Source organism: Actinomycetota bacterium, assembly GCA_036280995.1.
In the GTDB taxonomy this organism is placed as follows: domain Bacteria; phylum Actinomycetota; class CALGFH01; order CALGFH01; family CALGFH01; genus CALGFH01.
Map to the genome: position 1 here is coordinate 1 of DASUPQ010000104.1, position 22377 is coordinate 22377.

Annotated in this window: 25 protein-coding genes; 12 read left to right on the forward strand and 13 right to left on the reverse strand. The window is 74.5% G+C overall.

What is annotated here, in order from left to right; translation table 11 throughout:
- Positions 1-331: SDR family oxidoreductase (locus tag VF468_03015; GenBank protein ID HEX5877283.1), on the forward strand; the 331-nt coding region annotated here is incomplete at its 5' end.
- A gap of 38 nt (positions 332-369) precedes the next feature.
- Positions 370-1560, forward strand: coding sequence for an acetyl-CoA C-acyltransferase family protein (locus VF468_03020; protein ID HEX5877284.1), 1191 nt, complete (start codon positions 370-372; stop codon positions 1558-1560).
- 287 nt (positions 1561-1847) lie between these two features.
- Here the strand turns inward: VF468_03020 and phaC are convergent, their stop codons facing one another.
- Both phaC and VF468_03030 read right to left on the reverse strand, forming a co-directional pair.
- Positions 1848-3560: a class I poly(R)-hydroxyalkanoic acid synthase gene (gene phaC / locus VF468_03025; protein HEX5877285.1), complete on the reverse strand. Its 1713-nt coding sequence runs from the start codon at positions 3558-3560 to the stop codon at positions 1848-1850.
- Positions 3561-3669: 109 nt separating this feature from the next.
- The gene (locus VF468_03030; GenBank protein ID HEX5877286.1) at positions 3670-3990 is read right to left on the reverse strand and encodes a hypothetical protein; all 321 of its coding nucleotides are present in this window, start codon (positions 3988-3990) and stop codon (positions 3670-3672) included.
- Between the two features lie 91 nt (positions 3991-4081).
- Between VF468_03030 and VF468_03035 the strand changes: the two genes are divergently transcribed.
- On the forward strand, positions 4082-4453 hold the full coding sequence (locus tag VF468_03035; GenBank protein HEX5877287.1) for a helix-turn-helix transcriptional regulator: 372 nt from the start codon (positions 4082-4084) through the stop codon (positions 4451-4453).
- Here the strand turns inward: VF468_03035 and VF468_03040 are convergent.
- Together VF468_03040 and VF468_03045 are read right to left on the reverse strand one after the other, a co-directional pair.
- The gene (locus tag VF468_03040) at positions 4410-5579 is read right to left on the reverse strand and encodes an MFS transporter (protein HEX5877288.1); all 1170 of its coding nucleotides are present in this window, start codon (positions 5577-5579) and stop codon (positions 4410-4412) included. The two genes, VF468_03035 and VF468_03040, sit on opposite strands and share 44 nt — an antisense overlap.
- Positions 5576-6058, reverse strand: a complete 483-nt coding sequence (locus VF468_03045) for a MarR family transcriptional regulator (GenBank protein ID HEX5877289.1) — start codon at positions 6056-6058, stop codon at positions 5576-5578. The genes VF468_03040 and VF468_03045 overlap by 4 nt, the downstream gene beginning before the upstream one ends.
- Positions 6059-6121: 63 nt before the next feature.
- On the opposite strand from VF468_03045, the gene VF468_03050 reads away from it, so the two are divergent.
- The gene (locus VF468_03050; GenBank protein HEX5877290.1) at positions 6122-7321 is read left to right on the forward strand and encodes an FAD-dependent monooxygenase; all 1200 of its coding nucleotides are present in this window, start codon (positions 6122-6124) and stop codon (positions 7319-7321) included.
- On the opposite strand, the gene VF468_03055 is transcribed toward VF468_03050, so the two are convergent.
- Both VF468_03055 and VF468_03060 read right to left on the reverse strand, forming a co-directional pair.
- Positions 7318-8061: a class I SAM-dependent methyltransferase gene (locus VF468_03055; GenBank protein ID HEX5877291.1), complete on the reverse strand. Its 744-nt coding sequence runs from the start codon at positions 8059-8061 to the stop codon at positions 7318-7320. The genes VF468_03050 and VF468_03055 overlap by 4 nt on opposite strands.
- An 11-nt stretch (positions 8062-8072) precedes the next feature.
- Complete coding sequence (locus tag VF468_03060; protein ID HEX5877292.1) at positions 8073-8843, reverse strand: aminoglycoside adenylyltransferase domain-containing protein; 771 nt, start codon at positions 8841-8843, stop codon at positions 8073-8075.
- A 174-nt stretch (positions 8844-9017) separates the two neighbouring features.
- Here VF468_03060 and VF468_03065 point away from each other — a divergent pair, with 174 nt between their 5' ends.
- Complete coding sequence (locus VF468_03065) at positions 9018-10001, forward strand: DUF1835 domain-containing protein (protein HEX5877293.1); 984 nt, start codon at positions 9018-9020, stop codon at positions 9999-10001.
- Between the two features lie 54 nt (positions 10002-10055).
- On the forward strand, positions 10056-10445 hold the full coding sequence (locus VF468_03070) for a WhiB family transcriptional regulator (GenBank protein HEX5877294.1): 390 nt from the start codon (positions 10056-10058) through the stop codon (positions 10443-10445).
- Here the strand turns inward: VF468_03070 and VF468_03075 are convergent.
- Positions 10429-11514 carry a potassium channel family protein gene (locus VF468_03075; GenBank protein ID HEX5877295.1) on the reverse strand — a complete coding sequence of 362 codons (1086 nt, stop codon included), beginning with the start codon at positions 11512-11514 and terminating at the stop codon, positions 10429-10431. The genes VF468_03070 and VF468_03075 overlap by 17 nt on opposite strands.
- Before the next feature lie 121 nt (positions 11515-11635).
- On the opposite strand from VF468_03075, the gene VF468_03080 reads away from it, so the two are divergent.
- Together VF468_03080 and VF468_03085 are read left to right on the forward strand one after the other, a co-directional pair.
- Positions 11636-12865 carry a hypothetical protein gene (locus VF468_03080; protein ID HEX5877296.1) on the forward strand — a complete coding sequence of 410 codons (1230 nt, stop codon included), beginning with the start codon at positions 11636-11638 and terminating at the stop codon, positions 12863-12865.
- Positions 12866-13142: 277 nt separating this feature from the next.
- Entirely contained in the window at positions 13143-13274 is a 132-nt protein-coding gene (locus tag VF468_03085; GenBank protein ID HEX5877297.1) for a hypothetical protein, read from the forward strand.
- An 85-nt stretch (positions 13275-13359) separates the two neighbouring features.
- Here the strand turns inward: VF468_03085 and VF468_03090 are convergent, their stop codons facing one another.
- Complete coding sequence (locus VF468_03090; GenBank protein HEX5877298.1) at positions 13360-14451, reverse strand: ScyD/ScyE family protein; 1092 nt, start codon at positions 14449-14451, stop codon at positions 13360-13362.
- Positions 14452-14508: 57 nt separating this feature from the next.
- Here VF468_03090 and VF468_03095 point away from each other — a divergent pair, with 57 nt between their 5' ends.
- A complete protein-coding gene (locus tag VF468_03095; GenBank protein HEX5877299.1) occupies positions 14509-16488 on the forward strand; it encodes an endonuclease/exonuclease/phosphatase family protein in 1980 nt (659 codons plus the stop codon).
- Here the strand turns inward: VF468_03095 and VF468_03100 are convergent.
- Positions 16485-17075, reverse strand: coding sequence for a PadR family transcriptional regulator (locus tag VF468_03100; protein HEX5877300.1), 591 nt, complete (start codon positions 17073-17075; stop codon positions 16485-16487). The two genes, VF468_03095 and VF468_03100, sit on opposite strands and share 4 nt — an antisense overlap.
- Before the next feature lie 77 nt (positions 17076-17152).
- Positions 17153-18160, reverse strand: a complete 1008-nt coding sequence (locus VF468_03105) for a M48 family metalloprotease (GenBank protein HEX5877301.1) — start codon at positions 18158-18160, stop codon at positions 17153-17155.
- Between the two features lie 147 nt (positions 18161-18307).
- Here VF468_03105 and VF468_03110 point away from each other — a divergent pair, with 147 nt between their 5' ends.
- The gene (locus VF468_03110; GenBank protein HEX5877302.1) at positions 18308-18823 is read left to right on the forward strand and encodes a VOC family protein; all 516 of its coding nucleotides are present in this window, start codon (positions 18308-18310) and stop codon (positions 18821-18823) included.
- A 12-nt stretch (positions 18824-18835) separates the two neighbouring features.
- Here the strand turns inward: VF468_03110 and VF468_03115 are convergent, their stop codons facing one another.
- Both VF468_03115 and VF468_03120 read right to left on the reverse strand, forming a co-directional pair.
- Complete coding sequence (locus VF468_03115; GenBank protein ID HEX5877303.1) at positions 18836-19057, reverse strand: hypothetical protein; 222 nt, start codon at positions 19055-19057, stop codon at positions 18836-18838.
- 81 nt (positions 19058-19138) lie between these two features.
- Positions 19139-20116, reverse strand: coding sequence for an NlpC/P60 family protein (locus VF468_03120; protein HEX5877304.1), 978 nt, complete (start codon positions 20114-20116; stop codon positions 19139-19141).
- Between the two features lie 457 nt (positions 20117-20573).
- Between VF468_03120 and VF468_03125 the strand changes: the two genes are divergently transcribed.
- Positions 20574-20867 (forward strand): DUF3263 domain-containing protein, encoded by a 294-nt coding sequence (locus VF468_03125; protein HEX5877305.1) that lies wholly within the window; start codon positions 20574-20576, stop codon positions 20865-20867.
- 12 nt (positions 20868-20879) lie between these two features.
- A complete protein-coding gene (locus VF468_03130) occupies positions 20880-21425 on the forward strand; it encodes a LytR C-terminal domain-containing protein (GenBank protein ID HEX5877306.1) in 546 nt (181 codons plus the stop codon).
- 118 nt (positions 21426-21543) lie between these two features.
- Here the strand turns inward: VF468_03130 and VF468_03135 are convergent.
- Positions 21544-22377, reverse strand: an 834-nt coding sequence (locus VF468_03135) for a trehalose-6-phosphate synthase (protein ID HEX5877307.1), incomplete at its 5' end; no start/stop codon positions are given.

A 22377-nucleotide genomic window follows, 5' to 3' on the forward strand; every position in this document is an offset into this window, starting at 1 on the left:
CAACATCAGCTCGGTGATCGGGGAGAAGGGCAACATCGGCCAGGCCAACTACGCCGCCGCCAAGTCGGGCCTGTTCGGGCTGACCAACAGCCTGGCCCTGGAGACGGCGCGCAAGGGGATCACGGTCAACTCGGTCGCGCCGGGGTTCATCGCCACCGAGATGGTCTCGGCCATGCCCGAGGAGGCCCTCCAGCGGGTGATCGGTCAGATCCCGGTGGGTCGCCTGGGCGAGCCGGACGAGGTTGCCCGGGTGGTCGAGTTCCTGGCCGACCCCGAGTCGGGGTACATCACCGGGGAGATCTTCGACGTCAACGGCGGGCTGTACATGTAGGGAACCGAGCAAGGCTAGCAAGGCTAAGGAGTAAGCACATGGCTGCAGAGCGTGAGGTCGTCGTCCTCTCCGGGGTCCGCACGGCCGTCGGGAAGTACGGGGGGAGCCTGAAGGACATGCCGCCGGCCGACCTGGGGGCGGCGGTGGTCCGCGAGGCGGTGAGCCGGTCCGGGGCCGAGCCGGCCGACGTCGGACACGTGGTGTTCGGCAACGTCATCCACACCGAGACCCGCGACATGTACCTGTCCAGGGTGGCCGCGGTGAACGGCGGCCTCCCGGTCGAGACGCCGGCCTTCACCCTCAACCGGCTGTGCGGGTCGGGGCTGCAGGCGATCGTCTCGGCCGCCCAGCTGGTCCTGCTCGGCGACACCGAGGTGGCCCTGGCCGGCGGGGCCGAGTCGATGAGCCGCGGGCTGTACGGGATGCCGGCGATGCGCTGGGGCGCCCGCATGGGCGAGACCAGCGCCTCGGACATGATGGTCGGGGCCCTGACCGACCCCTTCGACGACTGCCACATGGGGGTCCCGGCCGAGAACGTGGCCGGCAAGTGGGGCATCTCCCGCGAGGACCAGGACGCGCTGGCCGTGCAGTCCCACCAGCGGGCGGCCAAGGCCACCGCCGAGGGCCACTTCAAGGACCAGATCCTCCCCATCGAGCTCAAGAGCCGCAAGGGCACCAGCACCTTCGACACCGACGAGCACATCCGGGCCGACGCCTCGATGGAGGGCATGGCCAAGCTGCGCCCGGTGTTCGACAAGAGCGGGTCGGTGACCGCCGGCAACGCCGCCGGGATCAACGACGCCGCCGCCGCGGTGGTCCTGGCCGACGCCGGCTGGGCCGAGCGCAAGGGCCTGGCGCCGATGGGCCGGCTGGTCGCCTACGCCCACGCCGGGGTCGAGCCCAAGTACATGGGCATCGGTCCGGTGCCGGCGGTCCGGATGGTGCTGGAGAAGGCCAACCTCAAGGTCGATGACATCGACGTGTTCGAGCTCAACGAGGCCTTCGCGGCCCAGGCGCTGGCCGTGGTCCGCGACCTCAGCCTCCCCGAGGACCGCACCAACCCCAACGGCTCGGGCGTCTCCCTCGGCCACCCCATCGGGGCCACCGGCTGCATCCTCACCGTCAAGGCCCTGTACGAGCTGGAGCGCATCGGCGGCCGCCGCGCCCTGGTCACCATGTGCATCGGCGGCGGCCAGGGCATCGCCGCCATCTTCGAACGGGCCGCATGACGCCAGCCGCATGCGGTGAGCGTGGGGGCTGTGGACAGCCCCGGACGCCTCGTTCCCCCGGTGGGGTAGCCTCCCCCACCGGGGGACCCGGCATCGGCGGGCCAGGGTGAAGGCCGCCGGCCGCGGTGAAGGCGGCCGACCGCGGTGAAGGCCGCCGGGCCTCCGGCCACCCGCCCGTCGGCAACGGTCTCGCTGGTGGGCGGCCCCGGACGGGACCGGCTGGGGCGCTGCGCGGCCCCCGGCTGCGGCCGCTGGTTCGTCCAGCGCCACCGGGCGGCCTAGCGCGGCTACTTCTCGTGGATGTAGCTGCCGGGGGCGTCGGCGATGGGGGGGTGCTTGGCGTTGCCCATGGGCGGGGGCTTGCGGCGCTGGCCGCCGTGGGCCTTGGCCCAGGGGACCCAGTCGTCCCACCAGGAGCCGGCGTGCTCGGTCGCCCCGGCCAGCCACACGTCGGGGTCGGGCGGGGTGTCGTCGTTGGTCCAGTGGCGCGCCTTGGGGTTGGGCGGGTTGACGATCCCGGCGATGTGGCCCGAGGAGCTGAGCACGAACCGGGTGTCGCCCTTGACCAGCTGGGTGGTGCTGTACGACGACTTCCACGGGGTGATGTGGTCGTTGGCCGCCCCGACCAGGTACAGGTCCTGGGTCACCGCGTCCAGGTGCAGCCGGACCCCGGCCAGCTCCATCTCGCCCCGGGCCAGCTGGTTGTCCAGGTAGCAGGTGCGCAGGTAGAACGAGTGCATGGCCGCGGGCATGCGGGTCGAGTCGGCGTTCCAGGCCAGGATGTCGAAGGCCGGCGGATCCTCGCCCATGAGCCAGTTGCTGGCCACGTAGTTCCAGATGAGGTCGTTGGCCCGCAGCAGGTCGAAGGTCAGGGCCATCTCGCGGCCCTCCAGGTAGCCCTGGCGGGCCATCTTGGCCTCGAGGCGCTCGACCGTCTCGCGGTCGGTGAAGGACCCCAGCACCCCGGGCTTGGAGAAGTCGATCAGGGTGTTGAGCAGGGTGGCCGAGCGGACCCGCTGGTCGCCGATGGCGTCCAGGTAGGCGATCAGCATGGTGGTCAGGGTGCCCCCGAGGCACAGCCCGACCACGTTGGCCTGGGGTGCGCCGGTGATGTCGCGGACGACGTCGAGGGCGGTGACCGGTCCCTGGAGCAGGTAGTCGTCCAGCTTCACCCCGTGCATGGTCTGGTCGGGGTTCCGGTAGCTGATCGCGAACACGGTGTGGCCGTGGTCGACCGCCCACTGGATGAAGCTGCGGCCCGGGGACAGGTCCATCACGTAGTACTTGTTGATCCAGGGCGGGCTGCACAGGATCGGCGTCTCGTAGGTGGTCCGGGTCGTGGGCTGGTACTGGATCAGCTCCATCAGGGCGTTGCGGAACACCACCTTGCCCTTGGTGGCGGCCAGGTTCTCGCCAAGGGTGAAGGGCCGGGCGTCGACCTGGCGCGGCTTGCCGTTGTTGCTGACGAGGTCGTCCAGGAAGTGGTTGAGCCCGCGGACGGCGCTCAGGCCGCCGGTGTCGAAGGCCCGCTTGAGGGCGGCCGGGTTGGTGGGCAGGAAGTTCGTGGGGGCCATGGCGTCGATCAGCAGCTGGGCGGCCAGGTCGGCCTTGGCCCGCCAGCGCGGCTCCAGCTCGGCCGCGGTCACCAGCTCCTTGGCCAGCCTGGCCGTCAGCAGGTAGCTCTGCTGGAGGGCGAAGAACAGCGGGTTGCCCTCCCAGGCCGCGTCGGCGAAGCGGCGGTCCCTGGCCGGCGCCGGGATCGGCGGGCTGGTCTGGCCCCCGAGGGCCCGGGCGAGGCTGACGGCGCCGGCGGCGGCCATGCCGGTCGCGTACCGGAGGCCGGCCAGCGCCCCGCCGAAGGGATGACGGGCCAGTCCGGCCCCCACCTCGGCCATCGCCTTGGCGAGCGAGACCGGGTCGAGGCTGGCGACGAGGCCGGCCTCGGGGCCAAGGGCCTCGGCCGCGCGCTCGGCGACGCGTTCGCCGTCCTGTCGGTCCATCCCGCGGTCACTATGACGAGCAGGTGCGTACTACGTCAACTGCATCCAGAGCAGGACGAGGCCCCTGGTCTGGGGCCTCGTCTCGCCGGGGGATCCGCTGGGGGACCGGTCAGCTCTTGACGCTCTTGGCGGCCTTGGTGCCCTGCTCCTCGAGCTTCTCGTAGAGCGGGGTGGTCACCGCGATCGCCTTGTGGAAGAAGTCGCGCTGCGCCTTGAGCAGCTCGAAGGCGAAGTCGTAGGTGGTGTCGATGAGCTCGGCGGGGGAGGGGTAGCGGTCGGCGCCCGGCCAGGCGGCGGTCTTGGGCACGAACTGCTCGGCCGCCTCGGTCCAGCTGCGCAGCCCGTCGACGACGGCCTCCTGGCCCTTGCGGATGGTGTCGAGGACCTGGCCCTGCAGGTCGTCGGTGGCGGTCTTGGTGGTGGTGGCCATGCACACGTTCCTTTCCGGTGTGTCTTCTCTGATGCTGCGCAAACTATAGTTTGCATACCCATGGTTTGTCAAGTGCTACGCTTCTGGGACCATGAACGACCCCTGGAAGTCGCAGATGGAGGCCCTCGGTTCCTTCATCAGGACCCAGCGCAAGCTGGCCGACCTGTCGCTGCGGGAGCTGGCCGAGATGACCGAGGTCTCCAACCCCTACCTGAGCCAGCTCGAGCGGGGGCTCCACCAGCCGTCGGTCCGGGTCCTCAAGTCGATCGCCCAGGCCCTCAACATGTCCGCCGAGACCCTGCTGGTCCAGGCCGGGCTGCTCGAGGGCGGCGGCGGGGAGGGCGAGGCCCCCAGATCCTCGGTCGAGGTGGCCATCCGCACCGACCCGATCCTCTCCGACGACCAGAAGGAAGCCCTGATCAACGTCTACCGGACCATGGCCCGCGACCGCCGGCCGTCCTGAGCCCGCGGCCCCGGCCGGCGGTCACGCCACCGGGGCCGGCCAGGCGGCGCAGCAGCAGGGCCGCGCCCAGGCAGGCGAGCGTCACCACCAGCACGGCGGTCGGGATGACCGCGGGCGAGCTCAGGTCGACCAGGCGGCCGATCATGACCGGCAGCACCACCCCGCCGAGGTTGGCGGCGGCGAACACGATGGCCGTCGCCCCCCGGGCCCCCGGCGCCGCCTGGGCCAGCCAGGCCAGCGCGGTGGGGAACACCGGCCCGAGGGCCAGGCCGGCCAGGGTGTAGGCGACCGGGGCGAGCGCGGGGACGTGGGCCAGGCCCAACCCGGCCGCGGCCAGCAGCAGTGACCCGGCGGCCAGCACGGGCGCGGGCACCCGCAGGGCCAGGGGGATGGCCAGCAGCCGGCCGGTGGTGATGGCCGCCCAGTAGCCGGCCGTCCAGCTGGCCGCGACCGCCTGGCCGGCGCCGCCGGCCCGCAGGCTGGTCGTCTCCCAGCCGCCGATCCCGCTCTCCACCCCGACGTACAGGGCGCACAGGGCGACGAACCCCCAGACCACCGCGAACGGCGGCCGGTCCCCGGCGGGGGCGGGCGGCCGGGCCGTCCTCGGCAGGTCGCCGGCCAGGGCCAGGGCGGCCAGGGCCGCGCCGGCGCCGACGCAGAACGGCAGCCGGTACCCGCCGCTGGCGGCGACGGCCAGCGGCCCGAGGATCGCACCGGCCCCGAAGCAGGCGCCGAGCAGGTTGAGCATGGCCGTGGTCCGCTCGCCGAAGGCCTCGGCGAACAGCACGTTGATCTCGACCACCACCACCCCGAAGCCGACCCCGAGCCCGAACGCCGCCGCCAGCACCACCGGCCAGGCGGGGGCGAAGGCGATCCCGACCGCCCCGCCGGCCGCCAGGACGGCGGCGACCACCAGCCAGGTCCGGGGAGCCAGGCGCCGCTCCAGCCCCCACCAGCCGATCCCGGTCATGGCCCCGGCGAAGTGGAGGCTGAGCACCAGCGCCGACCCGCCGCCGCCCACCCCGTAGGCCGCCCGAAGCTCGGGGATGGACGGCCCGTACAGCGACAGCAGGAACCCGACCGCCGCCGCCAGCACCAGCACCCCAACGGTGGTGGGGCGCCTCATGGATCCTGGTCGGCGGTGAGCCGCGCCGTCGCCTCCTGCTGACGGCGGGCGGCCTCGGTGAGGAAGTGGAGGATCACCTCGAGCTGCTCGTCGGTGTAGCCGGCGTACAGCTCGTACAGCGACCCCACCCAGTCGGCGAACAGGGGGGCGACGGTGGCGTAGACGCGCTCGCTGTCGACCTCGACCAGGACGCTGCGGCCGTCGCCGGGGTTGGGGACGCGCCGGGCGAAGCCCTTGCGCTCCAGGCGGTCGACCAGCCCGGTCACCGACGCCGGGGCCAGCCCCGAGCGCCGGGCCAGCTCACCCGCGGTGAGCGGCCCGGAGCGCTCCAGCAGGTCCAGCGCCTTCTCCTCGGTGGCGCTGAGGCCCTGCCGGGCCGCGACGGCGGTGTGGAACATCACCGTGGCCGCGCTGGAGGCCCGGCCGGCCAGGGCCAGCCGCTCGAGCAGCTCCGCCCGCCGGTCGAGGGGTCTTGTCATACTCCACAGTGTAGCGTATATTTCGTTTGTCCAAACTAAATATCTGCACGAGGGAGCGGGGACATGCGCAAGGTCCTGATCGCCGGCGGCGGCATCGCCGGCCCAGTCACGGCGATGGCGCTGCAGCGCGCCGGCATCGACGCCGTCGTCTACGAGGCCCACGTCCCCGGCGGCGACGAGGCCGGGTCCTACCTCACCGTCGCCACCAACGGCCTGGACGCCCTGCGGGCCATCGACGCCGACGGGCCGGTGCTCGCCGCGGGCTTCCCGACCCCGACCAACGTGCTCCTCAGCGGCGGCGGGCGGCGGCTGGGGACCGTCAGCAACGGCGGGCGGCTGGCCGACGGGACCGTGAGCCACACCGTCAAGCGGGCCCGCCTGTACCGGGCGCTGCACGACCAGGCGGCCGGCCGCGGCGTCCGCATCGAGTACGGCCGCCGGCTGGCCGGGGCCGAGGCCACGGCGGGCGGCGGCGTGGCCGTCACCTTCGACGACGGCACCCGGGCCACCGGGGACCTGCTGGTCGGCGCCGACGGCGTCCACTCGGTGACCCGCAAGCTGATCGACCCCGCCGCTCCCGACGGCCGCTACGTCGGCCTGGTCAACTTCGGTGGCTACACCCCGGGCAGCAGCGGCGTGGCCGAGCCGGGCAGCTGGCACATGATCTTCGGCCGGCGGGCGTTCTTCGGCTATGTCGCCGACCCCGGCGGCGGGACGGTCTGGTTCGCCAACGTCCCCCGTCCGGCGGTGAGCCCGGCCGAGCGGGCGGCCACCAGTCCCGACCAGTGGCGGCGCCAGCTGGTGGAGCTGTTCGCCGGCGACCGCGGCCCGGCCGCCGGCCTGATCGCCGACGGCCGCCTCGAGCTGGCCGGCGACAGCACCCACGACCTGCCCAAGGTGCCGACCTGGCATCGGGGTCCCATGGTGATCGTCGGCGATGCCGCCCACGCCCCCTCGCCCACCTCGGGCCAGGGCGCCTCCATGGCCGCCGAGGACGCGGTCGTGCTCGCCAAGAGCCTGCGCGACCGGCCGACCGTCCCCGAGGCGCTGGCCGCCTACGAGGGCCTGCGCCGTCGGCGGGTCGAGCGCATCGTCGCCCAGGGGGCCCGCACGGGCAGCGCCAAGACCCCCGGCCGGGTCGGCCGCGTGCTCCGGGACCTGTCCCTGCCCCTGGTGTTCAAGCTGCTCGTCACCGAGCGGTCGATGGCCTGGATCTACGACCACCACATCGACTGGGACGCCCCCGTGGCCGTCCCGGCCTAGGCGGGGTGCGGCCGGGTGGCCACGAACAGCTCGTAGCTGCCTGGCTCCAGTTCCGAGTGCTCCACCGGGACCGCCCGGGCCTGGAAGCCGGCCTCGGACAGCAGGCGCAGCCAGGTGGCCCGGGGGAACAGCCCCTCGACGTGGCGGTCGTGCTCGACCCTGACCGAGCCGTCGGCCTCGCGCAGCAGGTAGGCGTAGTCGACGGTGTAGGTGGTGTCGAGCGGGTCGGGGTCCCAGGTCCACTCCAGGAACCGGACGGCGCGGCCGTGGCCGTCGTGGCCGCCCCAGTCGGTGCCGGTGCGGAAGGTCTCCCGCAGCTGGTCGGGGGCGAGCAGGGCGGCCCCGCCCGGCCGGCAGTGGACGAACGCCGTCTCGATCGCCTGCCGCAGGTCCTCCTCCGAGGTCATGTACATGACGGCGTCGTGGACGAACACGGCGTCGAAGGTGCGGCCCAGCCGGATGGTCCGCATGTCCCCCTGGACGTGCTCGCACCCGGGGTTCTCCTTGCGGCTGACCTCGAGCATGGCCGGAGACAGGTCGACCAGGGTGAGCTGGAAGTGGGCCTTGAGGTGGGCGGCGTTGTTGCCGCCGCCCGAGCCCAGCTCGAGCACGGTCACCGGTGGCCGGTCGGCCGCCTCGACCAGCAGCCGCCGGTAGACCTCGGCCTCCTCGGCGTACTCGGACGGCGCCGACAGCAGCGGCCACCACCCGGCGAGCTCGCCGTACATGCGTGGCTCCATGCCCGGGGAGTCTAACGGCCGGCCGGGCCGCAGCGGGACCGCGCCCGCTCCACCGCCTCCAGGACCTGATGCTGGAAGGCGCGGACGCGGGCGGGGTCGAGGGGGTGGGAGGGGTCGCCGTGGCGGATGGCCAGGGCGGTGGTGACGGTCGCCGGGTCGCTGGCGCGGGTCAGGGCCCAGGCGGCGGCCTCCTGCTTGGAGGACCAGACGTCCTCTGTGGCGTAGCGCCAGCCGCGGCAGGCGTTGAGGACCGACTGCTCCAGGGCCGGCTCGTTGGCCTGGTGCCAGGCCAGGGATTCGCGGACCGCCTCCAGCTGCCAGCGGCGGGGGATGGGGCCGACCAGCTCGGCGGGCGGGGGGCCGGTCAGGGTGCGGCCATGGGCCCGGAGGATGGCCAGGTCGAGCAGGAACCAGTGGGCGGGCTCGTCCGCCGGGTCGAACGAGACGTGGAAGGGCATGCGGGGCCCGGCGTTGAGGTTGACCGCGAACCGTGGCCGCCGGGCCGGGGTGGCGACCGCGGCCCGGGCGTAGAGCACGAGCTCCAGGCCCCGCAGCGGCCAGGTCATGGCCAGCTCGCCCAGGCCGGCGGCCACGGCCTGGCGGCGCTCGTCCGGCGGGTCGGTGGCGCAGACGGCCACGACGTCGACGTCGCTCTGGGCCGCGACCCCGCCAAGGGCCCCCGACCCGATCAGGTAGGCGGCCACCAGCTCGTCGCCGAGCAGGCGCCGCAGCAGCCCGGCGGCGGCCCGGCCGCACGCCTCGACCTGGCCGGCCGGCTCCATCAGCGGGCGGGCGCCAGCTCGGCGACGACCAGGACCACCCGTCTGCGCGACCGGCCTGCCCGCATGCTGCCCGCTCCCCCTGCCGACGGTGTCCCTCCTCCATTGTCCCCGGACGGCCTCCTGTCCGGGGTGGTGCGTACAATCCCGGCCGTCGGCCGGACGCCGGAGGCGAGCATGACCCCGCTGCACGTGACCAACGGCGACATCGTCGCCGACCACCTGCGCCGCGCCGGGCTGGCTGCGGACGCGCTGGCCTGGGCCGACGTCCTGCACGAGGGGCCGGTCCCGGCCGGGCTCGACGACGCCGGGCTGCGCCGGGTCCGGGCCGAGTTCCTCGCCGGGGCGGACGGCGTCGACGCCGAGGCGGTGCGGCGCCGGTTCGAGGACCGCGACCGCGCCCTGGCCGCCGGCCGCGACGGCGGGTACCTGCTCTGGTTCGAGGCCGACCTGTACGACCAGCTCCAGCTCGCCCAGATCCTGGCCATGCTCCGCGACACCGGGGTGCCGCCGGACCGGGTCAGGCTGGTCTGCATCGGCGAGTACCCCGGCATCGCCCACTTCGGCGGGCTGGGCGAGCTCGAGCCCGGCCAGTTCCCCGGCCTGCTGGAGACCGCCGCCGCGCTGACCGACGGGGCCCTCGACCTGGGCGCCGCCGCCTGGGCGGCGCTGCGGGCGGCCGACCCCGGCGGGCTGGCCGCGATCGCGGCCAGCCGCTCGCCCGAGCTGCGCTTCCTCGGCGAGGCCTTCGACCGGCTCGGCCGCGAGTACCCCTCGACCCGCGATGGCCTCTCCCTGACCGAGCGGCGCCTCCTGGCCGCCATGCACGACGGGAGCGAGCCGAGCGCCGGGGCGGTGTTCGCCCGGCTGGGGGAGCGGGAGGCACGGCCGTTCCTGGCCGACCTGTTCTGCTTCCGGATCCTGGCCCGGCTGGCCGGGGGCCGGGTGCCGCTGGTCGAGCTCGACCCGCCGGCCGGGGAGGTGGCCGCCGCCACCCGCCTGCGCCTCACCGCGGCCGGTGGGCGGGTGCTGCGGGGCGAGGCCGACCACGTGGCCCTCAACGGCATCGACCGCTGGGTCGGAGGCGTCCACCTCCACGGGCAGGAGGCCCGCTGGCGCTGGGACGAGGGCACCGAGTCAGTCACCCGCGCGGCCGCCTGATTTCACCCGACCCGGGTGATGCGCGGCCGGGCGGCACCCGTCAGGCTCCCAGGCGTGACTTCCGCCTTCTCGTCCAGCTGGCCCGCCAGCCGCAACGAGTTCTGGTCCTGGCAGGTCAGGGGCGCCTGCCGGACGGCCGGGCCCGCGTTGTTCTACTCGCCCGAGGGCGAGCGTGGCTCCCGCAAACGGCGCCGCGAGAGCGCCGCCAAGGCGATCTGCGCCACCTGCGACGTGGCCGAGGTCTGCGCCGCCTACGCGCTCGCCTGGCGGGAGCCGTACGGCACCTGGGGCGGGCTGTCCGAGGCCGACCGGGAGACCCGCTACCCGGAGCTGGACCCGGCCCAGGCCAGCATCGCCTACCGCGACGCCCTGGCCGCCTGGTACCGCCGCGCCGAACTGGCCGGCGACCCGCTGGACGCCCCGGCGGTCAGCCTGAGCGGGTGATGTCCAGCCGGGCCGTCTGGTGCCGGAACTCCAGCGGCACCAGCAGCAGCCTGGTCGCCGTCAGCAGCCCGGGGGCATACGCCTCCCGCAGCCGGCGGAACTCCGCCCAGGCCCGCTCGTAGGGATGAAGCGGCACCCCGAGCCCGCGCAGGCGCTCGTAGGCCTCCCGGAACGGCGCCTCCTCGGTGGCCGCGCCGTCCGGCTCGGCCAGCCGGAGCCGGGCCGAGGCCATCCCCTGGAGGCTCTGCAGCAGCCTCGACGACCGCCGCCACAGCCGCGCCGCCGGCCCGACCCGGGGGCTGTCGACCGCGGCCAGGCAGATGGTGGCGGCGTCGAGCACCACCCCGAGCGCCGTCAGCCAGTTCTGGCCCGGCTGCCGGGAGCGGAACAGGGCCAGCATCGGGTAGGCGGTGTGGCTGTCGAACACCTCGTCGCACCACCGCTCCCAATCGGTGAACGCCGCCGCCACCGCCTGGCCGCCGCCGCTGGCGTAGCAGGCCTCCAGGAACCCGATCGGCGTGGTGGCCTCGTCCGACATGTCGTCCAGGGAGAGGAGCTGGACCTCCCGGCGGCTGTAGGCGCCGTACAGGGTGGGCAGGTAGCCGATGACCAGGGCCATGGTGACCAGCCCCATGAACGCCTCCAGCAGGACCAGCAGGCGGGCCAGGCCACCGGTGGGCACGAGGTCGCCGAAGCCGACGGTGAAGAACCCGACGCCGGCGAAGTAGACGGCGTCGAGGTAGCCGTCGACACCGGTGACGGCCGAGCGCAGCCCCCACCACACCGCGCCCCAGCCCATGACGAGCAGCACCACCCAGGTCACGAGCAGGCCGAGCAGCGACAACGGCCCGTAGACGGCCAGGAACCCCTCGCGCAGCTCCGGCTCGACCCGCTGCCCCAACGCGACCCAGGCGCGCCAGGTCCGCCGGTAGAAGACCTGGGTCGGCCAGCCCCGGCCGCGCCGGCGCCGGGTCGTGACCAGGGTGCTGACGGCGTCGGCGGCGGTGACGAGCACCAGCGCCAGCCCGGCGACCACGGCCAGGAGCTCGACGACACCGACGGCACTCAACTCGACCGCCACATTCGGGCGTCTGCTGAATTTCGTCAACGTCCCACACCTGTGGGCGAACTTGCGGTAGCGTCCCCCGCCGTTCGACGTGCCTTCCGTCTCCTTCCCCACGGAGGCCGCCTTGCTGTCGGCTGCCCGCTCTGCCGCCGCCCCGCGGCGATCCCTCACCCTCGTGCTCGTCGCCGCCCTGGCCGCGCCCCTGCTGGCGGCGCCGGCCAGCGCCGGCCCCCAGGACCGGGCCGAGCTCTCCCAGGTCCAGCGCAACCTGGAACGGATCCGCAAGGTCCTGGAGAACGCCAAGGCGGATGCCTCCGAGGTCGCCGCCGCCCTCGAACAGGCCGACCGGGACGTGGCCGCGGCCCAGGTCGCCCTGGCCGAGGCCGAGCGCCGGTTCCGGGCCGCCCAGGCCCGGCGGAAGCAGGCCGCCCTCGAGGCCGCCCGGGCCAAGCTGGAGGTCGAGGCCCAGCAGGCGGTGATCGACCGGCGGGCCTACGCGACCTACGTCAACAGCGGCGCCTCGGCCATGCTCACCCTGGTCGTCGACGCCGACAGCGTCGGCGACCTGCTCGACCGCTCCAAGCTGCTCGACAACGTGGCCAAGGCGGCCAACAACGAGCTCCAGGCGCTGGTCGACGCCAAGGTGGCGGCCGACGCGGCCCGGCGCCGGGCCGTCGCGGCCGAGGAGCAGGCCGCCGAGGAGGAGGCGCGGATGCGCGCCCGCGCGGCCGAGCTGGAGGCGATCCGGGCCGCCCGGGCCGCCGCCCAGCAGGTCCTTGAGGCCAAGATCGACTCGCTCCAGGCGCGCCAGGGCTCGCTGCGGGCCAGGTCGGGCCGGCTGATCCGCAAGATCAAGGCCGAGGAGGCGGCGCGCCGGCGCGCCGCCGAGCGGGCCCGCAAGGCCCGGCTGGCCCGCCTGGCCCGGCAGCGGGCGGCGTCCTCGGGCCCGACCGTCCTCTCCAGCGACAGCGACGGCGGGCACCTCGGCGGGCCCAACACGAGCAGCTACAACTATCTCACCCCGACCGCCAAGCGGCTGTACGGGCTGGTGGTCAGGACCTTCGACGTCCACTCGATCGGCGGCTGGCGGCCGTACGGGTCGGTGCCGGGCAGCGACCACCCCCGCGGCCGGGCGCTCGACGTGATGACCTGGTCCAACCGTTCCCTGGGGTGGCGGATCGCCAGCTGGGCCGCCGGCAACGCCTACGCGCTGGACGTCAAGTACGTGATCTTCAACGGCCGCATCTGGACCCGGGGCCGGGGCTGGCACGGCTACCGCCACCCTTCCGACCCCTGCAACTGCAACCCGACCCTGCGCCACGACGACCACGTGCACATCTCGGTGCTCTGGTAGGCCGTGGCCCTCAGCGGTGGCCCGGCGCCAGGACGGGCCCCGACGACAGCTCGCGCAGCCGGATGAGGACGCTCGCGTCGCAGGCCGGGTCGCCGCACTCGCGCGGGAGCCGTCGACCGTCAGCGTCCGGGCACGATGCCCCCTGGCCTCCCGCTCGATCGTCTCGCCCAGCAGCAGATACAGCGCCATCGGGCCAGCACCCGGACACGATACCCACCCGGCTGATTGGTCTCCTCGCTCCGGGGTAGTACGGAGGCCCCCGAACAAGGAGGCACCCATGTCCGAGCAGGAGGCGCAGGTTCCTGACCAGGTCGAGGGCGAGCCGGTGGTCGAGGTCCAGGAGGCGACCGACCCCCTGACCGCCGACGAGGTCCGGGAGGCGCAGGAGGCCGACGGCGAGCAGCCGTAGGCGCGGCCACCCGGGCGGGAACGGGACGGGCCCGGGCGGATGTGCCGCCCGGGCCCGCTGCTGCCGGGTCGCTAGATGGCGACCTTCACGACCTGCCCGGCATCCGAGAGGATGCTGTTGTTGGTGATGTAGGGCCGACGGGGAGCTCGCCCTCGGGGGTGTTGAGCAGCCCGTTGGTGGCGATCTCGAGCACGTACAGGCGGCCCTTCTTGTCGAAGGCGATGTCGATGATGTTGGTGAAGCCGCCGGAGTAGACCTTGGGGGCCTTGCCCGGGACGACCCGGAACACGTTGGCCCCGCCCGGCGGGAACGGGAAGCCGGTGAGCTGACCGACGTAGTAGGCGCCGTCCGGGCCCTTGACGACCGAGGTCGGCACGGCCTGCATGGGGATCTCGGGCGGCAGGTCCGGGATCCCCGGCGGGGCCGGGACGACCCGCGGCGGGAACACCGCGACCACGCTGATGCGGCCCTTGTGGTCGACCTTGAGCAGGTCGTTGCCGCCGGCGTCGGTCACCAGCTGGGAGCGGTGGCGGACCAGCAGCCCGTTGGGGTTGCTGTCGATCTCCTCGCCGGGCAGCGCCCCGCCACCCTCGTCGGGGTTGTTGTTCTCCTCGAAGCGCGGGAAGTCGGCGACGGCGCGGATGCCGTGCAGGTTGACCTTGAGCAGCTTGCCGAAGCGGCGGCCCGCCGGGCCGAACTGCTCGCGGGTCTCGGTGCCGCCGCCCGGGTTGCCGACCAGCAGGTAGCCGGTCCGGCCGGAGAACCCGAGGTCGACCGGGCCGGAGGCGGCGACGCCGCCCTCCTCGGCGAGCGAGGGCAGACCGGTCAGCACCCGGTGCTGGCCGCGCTTGGTGATCCTGGTCACGGCGCCGGTGCGGCCGAAGCAGGCCTCCCCGCCCTCGGGGCCCTCGACGCAGGGCCCGGCCCCGCCGGAGCCGGACTCGGCCACGTACAGGGCGCCGTCGGGACCGAAGCCGATCCCGCGCGGGTTGTCGAGCCCTTCGGCGACGACCTTCAGCTCGCCGCCACCGGAGGCCCCGTGGGCCGCGTCGGCCATGGCCCGCGACGGGCTCTTGGCCTTGCTGGGCGCGGCCGTGGCGGCGCCCCCGAGGGCGGTCACCGCGGCCAGCGCCAGGAGACCGGCGACGGCGGCGGCCCGACGTACGGAAATACGCATGAAGGAACGCTAATACGCATGAAGGAACGCTCCTTTCCGCTGTGGGACGCTATCTCGGTGACGACCATTCCAGCCCGGTCGCGTCCACGGTCGCGGGGGCGCGTGCCCTCGGCCGTGGCCGAGCTGGCCCTTCCCGCCCTCACCGTGCTGGCCGGCCTGCAGCTGCTGCGGCTGATGGTGACGACGGTGGTCAGCGTCTACCGCGACCGGCTGGGCGCGCCCCTGATCAGCCTGGCCCTGTTCGCCTTCGTGGTCGTCGGGCTCGGGTTCCTTGCCGCCCCGGCCGCACGGCTGCTCGGCCGGGGAAGGGCCCTGGTGGTCGGCGCGGCCGGGGTCGCCCTGGTCCGGCTGGTCGTCCAGCTGGTCCCGGACGCGTTCGCCCGCTGGTTGCTGGCCCCGCTGGGGGTGGTCCTGTTCCTGTGGTTCGTGCCGCTGTGGCTCGTTCGGGACGGGCGCGGGTTCGGGCTGGCCCTGCTGGTCGGGCTGGCCGCCGACACGGCCCTGGCCGGCCTGGGCGGCGGCTGGGGCTACGCCTGGTCGATCACGCCCTGGACGGTGGCCGTGGCCGTCGCGCTGGCCGGGGCCGCCCTTGGGGCGCTGGCGTCGCTGCCGGACCCGCCACTGGGGCCCGGATCGGGCGAGCGGGGCCGGCGGCTGGCGGCCGTGGTGCCGCTGGCCGGGATCGGGCCGGCGTTGTTCCCGCACGCCCTGGTCTGGCAGAACCTGGGCTGGCAGGCGGTGCTCGGCGGCCGCTCCCCGGCCCAGGCGTTCCTGCTGGTCATGGTGGGCAACCTGGCCGCCCTGGCCGCCGGGACGGCGACCGCCCTGGCCCGGGAGGTCCGCTGGCCGGTCGCCGGGACCGCCCTCGCCGGGCTGGCCGTGGCCGTCGGCCTGGGGGAGACGGCCACGGCCGCCGCCGGCGTCCTCGGCCAGGCGGCCACGGCCGTCCTGCTGGTGATCATCGTCCGCCGGGCCACCGAGCCGGCGCCGGGGCGGGCGGCCGGGCTGGGGGCGGTGGCGGCCGCCTGGGTGGCCGGCATGGGGCTGTTCGTGCTCCTGGTGTTCGCCTACTACGCCGCCTACGACGTGGTCCTGCCGGCCGGCAACGGGTTGCTCCCGGCGCTGGCGGCCGCCCTGGCCGGGCTGGCCGCCGTCCTGGCCATGGGGGGTGGCGGGCTGCGGGACCAGGCGGCCGCGGCGCGGCCCTCGTGGCGCGACCTGATCCCGGTCGGGATCGGGGTGGCGCTGCTGGTGGTCCCGCTGCTGTCCTGGGTGGCGGCGCCCGGCCCGGTGGCGGCCGCGCCGGGGCCGGGCGTGGGCCGGCCGGTGCGGGTGATGTCCTACAACCTGCACTTCGGCTTCGACGTGTCGGGCTGGAGCGACCTGGAGGGGGTGGCCAGGGCCATCGAGGCCAGCGGGGCCGAGGTGGTGGGGCTCCAGGAGGTCTCCCGCGGGTGGTACGTGAACGGCGCCACCGACATGCTGGCCTGGCTGCAGCGGCGGCTGCGCATGCCGTATGCGCGGTTCGCGGGCGCCTCGGACGCGGTCTGGGGCAACGCCGTGCTCAGCCGCTTCCCGATCGTGGCCGGCGAGGTGGTGCGGCTGCCCCGCGAAGGCGTCCCGCTGCGCCGCAACGCCCTCCGGGTCGAGCTCGACCTCGGGGGCGGGCGGCGCCTCCGGGTGGTGGTCACCCACCTCCACCACGTCGAGGGGCCGGACGGCGCCCGGGTCCGGCTGGCCCAGCTCCCGCGGGTGCTGGAGCTGGCGGCCGGGCGGCCGGCGACCGTCCTGATGGGGGACTTCAACGCCGAGCCCGGCTCGGCCGAGGCCGCGCTGCTGCGGGCGGCCGGCCTGCGCGACGGGTTCACCGCCGGCGGCGGCGGGCCGGCCGACGCGCTCACCTGGCCGGCCGACCGGCCCGACCGCCGCATCGACTACATCTGGCTCTCGGGCGACCTGGCCGCCACCGGCTTCGTGGCCACCACCGGCACGGCCAGCGACCACCGCGGCATCGCGGTCACCGTCCGGGTCCGCTAGGCCTCCCGCGCCCCGGGCTCGGGCTGGTCGCCCTCGGCCAGGATGGCGTAGAGGCGGCGGCGGGCGTCGTGCAGGATCTCCAGCGCCTTGGCCTGCTGGGCCTCGGTGCCGGCGCTGCCCACGCTCCAGCTGGCCTGCGCCACCTGGGCGATGGCGTCGCGCAGGCTCCAGGTCCCCGGGGGCACCCCGGCGGTGACCTGCTCCCAGGGCGCCCGCTGGTCCTGGCGCTCCGCCTCGGCCCGGCCGGTGTCGGTGAGCGCGAACCGGCGGCGGCCCTCGCCCTCCTCACCGGCGATCAGGCCCTCGTCCTCCAGCAGCTGGAGGGTGGGGTAGACCGACCCAGGGCTCGGTCGCCAGACGCCGCCGGTGCGGGCCTCCAGCTCCTGGATCATCTCGTAGCCGTGCATCGGCCGCTCGGCCAGCAGGGCCAGGATCGCGGCCCGGACGTCGCCGCGGCCGCGCCGGCCGCGCCCGCGGCCCCGCCACGGCCCTGGTGGGCCGGGGGGCCCGAACGGCCCGAACGCGCCGTGGTGCCCGAGCCAGTCCTCGTGGGGGCCGTGCCCGTGCATGAGGTGTCGTCTTCGCATGCTGCATCACCTCCTGAGTTCGTGCAGCGATCTAACGATATATCGCTGACACTCGATGACGCAACCCGATCGTACGTTCAGGAGGGATGGACGGTCCGGCGGATGGCGTCGATGCGGGCCTGGGAGGAGGGATGGGTGCGGAGCAGGGAGGCCATGCCGCGGGGCCGGGGGGCGGCGAACTCGGCCTGCTGGAACAGGAACAGCACCTGGACCAGGCCGGGGCCGTAGCCGAGCTCGGCCGCGTGCCGGTCGGCGGCGTGCTCGCCGGCCCGCGACAGCGCCGCCGACAGCACCTTGGCCACGCGGACGAGCAGGCTCAGCGGCAGCCAGAGCAGCCCCAGGGCGACCACCAGGACGCCACCCACCAGGACCAGCACGCCAAGGACGAGCAGCAGGGCGAGCATGCCGAGGGCGCCGTCGGGGGCCCGGCCGCCGGCCAGCCCGCCGATCCGGTCGTTCAGCCGCCCGAAGGCCCGGGACAGCCACCTGGTGATCCGGCGGATGGCCCGCAGCAGCCGGTCGCCAGCCTCGAACGGCAGCAGGTACCACCAGCCGAGGATGATCGCCAGGGGATGGAGGTGGCGGTGGTGGCCGACCTCGTGGGCCAGCACCGCCTCCAGCATGTCGTCGGGCAGCTCGAGGGCGACCCGGGTCACGGCCAGCACGTGGCCGCCGAGGGCGAACGCGTTGACCTGCCGCTTCTCCTCGACCCGGAGCAGGTAGCGGCGCGGGTCGGTCCCGGCCCGGCGGCACACCCGCTCGAGGGCCGGGGTGATCCGGGCCAGCTCGGCCGCCCGCGGCCGCCGCAGGCTCCGGTACAGCAGCCGGGCCAGCCCGGCCTCCACCGGCCGGATCAGGATGAGGGCGGCACTGGCCGTCCAGGCGGCGCAGGCCACGATCACGACCGTCACCCGGGGCCAGCCGGCCGGGACGGCCGCCCCGTAGGCGGGCAGGGCCACCACGACCAGCGACAGCAGCCAGATGACGCCCACGAGGGCGAACATCCCGACCGAGGTCCCGCTGACCCGCGACCGGGCCGGGTCCACGGCCCGCTCCCGGGCGGCTGGGCGCTGCTGCGGCGGCATGGGGCAACGATACGTAGAGTGGCTCTGGAACGCCCCTCGGGCATGCCCGACGCGCATGCGGAGGGCCTGCCAAAGCTGCAAGCATGGCCAGCTGCGACGTCGATGCCCCAGGGGCGTTCCAAGGTGCGACGATCGGAGGACCGACCCATGCCCATCTTCCGGCTGAACCACGCCGTGCTGTATGTGCGCGACCTGGAGCGCAGCGTCGGCTTCTACCGCGACGTGCTCGGCTTCGAGGCCGTCATGTCCATGCCCGGGGCGGCCTTCGTCCAGGCCCCCGGCTCGACCAACGACCACGACCTGGGCCTGTTCCAGATCGGGGCCGCCGCCGGCCCCTCCGAGGCCGGGCGGCGCACCGTCGGCCTGTACCACCTGGCCTGGGAGGTCGACACCCTGGCCGAGCTGGAGCGGCTGGCCGGTCGCCTGGCCGAGGCCGGCGCCCTGGTCGGCGCCTCCGACCACGGCACCACCAAGAGCCTGTACGCCAAGGACCCCGACGGCCTCGAGTTCGAGGTCGCCTGGGTGGTCCCGGCCGACCTGCTGGACGACCAGGCCCTGGCCGCCCGCAGGCGCATCGGCCCCCTCGACCTGGCCCGGGAGAAGGACCGCTACGGCCCCGACACCAAGGGCGGCATCGGCATCTCGGTCCCGGCCGGGTCCTAGCCCGGGCCCGGCCTAGGTGGTCGAGGTCGGGAGCTCGGTCGGCGGCGGGACCACCGTGCCGGTGGTCTCCGTGTCCGAGGTGGTGGGGGCGATGGTGGTGGTCACGCCTCCACCGGCGGTGGTCTGCGGCTCGGCCGGGCCCTCGCCGTCCGATCCCCCGCAGGCCGCCGCCGCCCCGGCCAGGACGGCGACCATCGCGATCCGCGGGAGCCAGGCTCTCAGCTGATCTCGCATCGGACGACCATACAGAAGGCCCGCCACGGTCGGCGGGCCTTCTGTATGGGGGAACTGCGCGCGGGAGGCGCGGTGCGGGGTCTATCCGGTGGGCCGGACGTAGCCGACGATGCTGCTGCCAAGGGACTGGACGCGCACGTAGTCGCCGGTGTGGGTGGCCGAGATGCGCTGACCGCCGCCGATGTAGATGGACACGTGCGAGATGGGGCTGTAGTAGAAGATCAGGTCGCCGGGCCGGAGCTCGCTGGCCGAGATGCGCCGGCCGACGTTGTACTGGGAGGCGCTGGAGTGGGGGAGCGAGACGCCGCCCTGACGCCAGGCCATCAACGTCAGCCCGGAGCAGTCGAAGCAGCCGGGACCCGACCCGCCGTAGCAGTAGGGCTTGCCGACCTGGGCCCTGGCGTAGGCCACGGCCGCCGCGGCCGCCCCGCTGGGGGCGGCGCCGCCACCGGACGGCGGGGGCGCGACCGGGGTCGACGGGCGGCTGGGGACGGCGGGGCTGTCGGCGGCGCGCATCCGGGCCAGCAGGGCCTCGGTCCTGTCGACGGCCGCCAGCACCTCGGCCTTCTTGGCCTCGCGGCGCTCGACCTCGGCGGCCTGGGTCTTCTCGGCCGCGACCAGGTCACGCCGGCGCTCCTCGTAGGCCTTGCCGGCCACCCCGAGCTGGTCCATGAGGTCGCCGTCGTGGGCGGCCAGCAGGTCGAGCACCTGGACGCGGGCGATGGCGGCGGCCGGGTCGTCGGAGCCGAGCACGGCGGCCACGGCGCTGCCGGCGCCCTGGACGTAGGCGGCCGACGCCCTGGCGCCCAGGATCGCCTGGAGCTTGCGCAGGTCGTCCTCGGCCCCGGTGGCCTGAGCGCGGAGGGCCTGGAGGGACCCGCGGGTCCGCGCCAGGGCCTCCTTGCTCTGGTTGTACTGCTCGACGAGCTGATCGGCCTCGCGGTTCAGCTTGTCGAGCTGATCCTCGAGGCGGGCGGAGGAGGTCGGGGCTGCCTGTGCCGTCGTGGCCGGTCCGTTCGACAGCACCGTCAGGGGCAGCAGCATGGCCGCGACCAGCACGCTGCGGGCAGCGCGGCGCGGCCAGCGACGGTGGGGGGTCCGTCGTGCGCCCAACGGCGGCAAGAGCCCGTCCTCCTTTCCTCCCGCCTCCAGTGGCCGGACACCTGTCGGGCGCTGGTTCGTGGGGGGCGCCCTCTCCTCCGGTGGGGGCCGGGGGAGCCGTTCACGGTGAATCGTGTCCGTCCGGTGATCATTCCGTGACCAAACGGGCCGGACTGTAGCGCGCTTCTGCGGATCCGCCAAATCCTCTGGTCATTCGGGCCGCCATTCCCGGGTCTGGCTTGCCCCCGCAAGATGTAGCGCTTATGGTTCGGCCCAGTACAAGATCTTGCGTGTCCGATGCCGCCGGTCCTGGGACGCAGCCCGGTCCCTGCCTCCGGAGAACTGCGGGGATGAGGACGTGGAGAACTACGCACGATTGCCGGGGGCTTCGCCCCCCGCAGGCCCCCCAAGACCTGTGGCACAGGCGCCGGACCCGGTGGCCACCGAGCCGCTCGGGGAGCGGGAGCGGGCCGTCCTCGCCTTCGAGCGCCATTGGTGGCGGCACGCCGGGGCCAAGGAGGAGGCGATCCGGCGCCAGTTCGGTGTCGGGCCGACCGCCTACTATCAGTTGCTGAGCCGCCTTCTGGACGACCCGGCGGCCATCGCCTACGACCCGATGCTGGTCAAGCGGCTCCAGCGTCAGCGCGCCTCCCGCCGCCGCCGGCGCTCCGGGCGTAGGCTCAGCCCACATCCGAGCGGAGGCTCCTAGGAGGGGGTTCCCGTGAAACCCGGTCCGACGGCCCGGGCGGCGTTGGTCTTGGTGGCGTTCCTGGCCGTGTTCACGATCGTCGACCGGATGTCGTCAGCGCCCGGCGGGACCCGCGGCCGAACGGCCGCGGCCCCACCGGCGTCCACCGCCCAGCAGCCGGACACCAGTGCTGCGCGAACCACGACGACGGCCGCGCCCACGACCACCACCCGGGCGCCGACGACCACCGTCCCGCCGACCACCAGGCGGGCCACCGAGCCGACCCTGCGCCCGGCCGCCGGGGTCACCGTGCAGGTGCTCAACGGCGTCTGGGTCACCGGCCTGGCCCACCGGGTGGCCGGCCAGGTGCGCACGGCCGGGTACGACGTGGTCGCGGCCAGGACCGCCCTCGGCAGCTACTCGGTCTCCCGCATCTACTACACGGGCGGCCACCGGGCCGACGCCGAGGCGTTCAAGGACCGCTTCCCGGCCTTCTCGGTGGTCGAGCCGGCCCCGACCAACCTGTCGCGCCGGGTCGCCCTGCACGTGGTCATCGGCAAGGACTACCCGGGAGTCTGACCTCGGCCCGGACCAGGCCGGTGGCGGCGCGGAAGGCCCGGATGAGGTGGCTCCGGCTCCAGCCGGCCACGCCGGCCAGGGAGCGAGCTCCCCCCACTGGATCAGGGACCGCGGCTGGTCAGGGTTGCCGGAGAGCCGCAAGGTCATCCCTCTGGGAAAGAAACCAGTCCTGGGGGGGCAGGGCGGTGGCCCCGTCGCGGAGGAGGGCGGCGCGCTTGGCCCGCTCGTCGGGGGAGAGCTCGAGGGCGGCGGCGATGGTCTCGGCCAGCTCGGCGGTGTCGAAGGGGTTGACCAGCAGGGCGCCCGGGCCGAGGTCGTCGGCGGCGCCGGCGTTGCGGGACAGGACCAGGACCAGGTCGCGGCGGCTGATCGCCGGGCCCTCCTTGGCGACCAGGTTCATGCCGTCCCACACCGGGTTGACGACCAGCACGTCGGCGGCGGCCATGGCGGCCAGGGCCCGCGGGTAGTTGTCGCGCAGGTCCAGCACCACCGGCTCCCAGGTCCGGGTCCGGTAGCGCTCGTTGATGGAGTCGGCCATGTGCTTCACCTCGGCCGTGTACGCCTGGTACTCGGGCAGGTCGCGCCGGGAGGGATAGGTGAGGGCGTAGTGGACCACCCGCCCCCGGGCTCTGGGGTTCCGCTCCAGGAACATGCCAAAGCCCTCCAGCCCGCGCAGGATGTTCTTGGACAGCTCCATGCGGTCGACCCGGACGATCAGGCTGCGCCCCCTGGCCAGGTCGGTCACCACCCGCTCCTGGGCGCGGGCGTCGGCCTGGTCGGCCCGCTCGCGCAGGGCCTCGCCGTCCACCCCCAGCGGGTAGGTGCGCACCCGCACCCGGCGGCCATCGCCGGCCTCGACCGCGCTCTGCTCGAAGTCGACCCGGTAGCCCGCCTCCAGGCAGCAGCGCAGGAAGGTGCAGGCCCAGCGGGGCACCAGGAAGCCGAGCAGGTC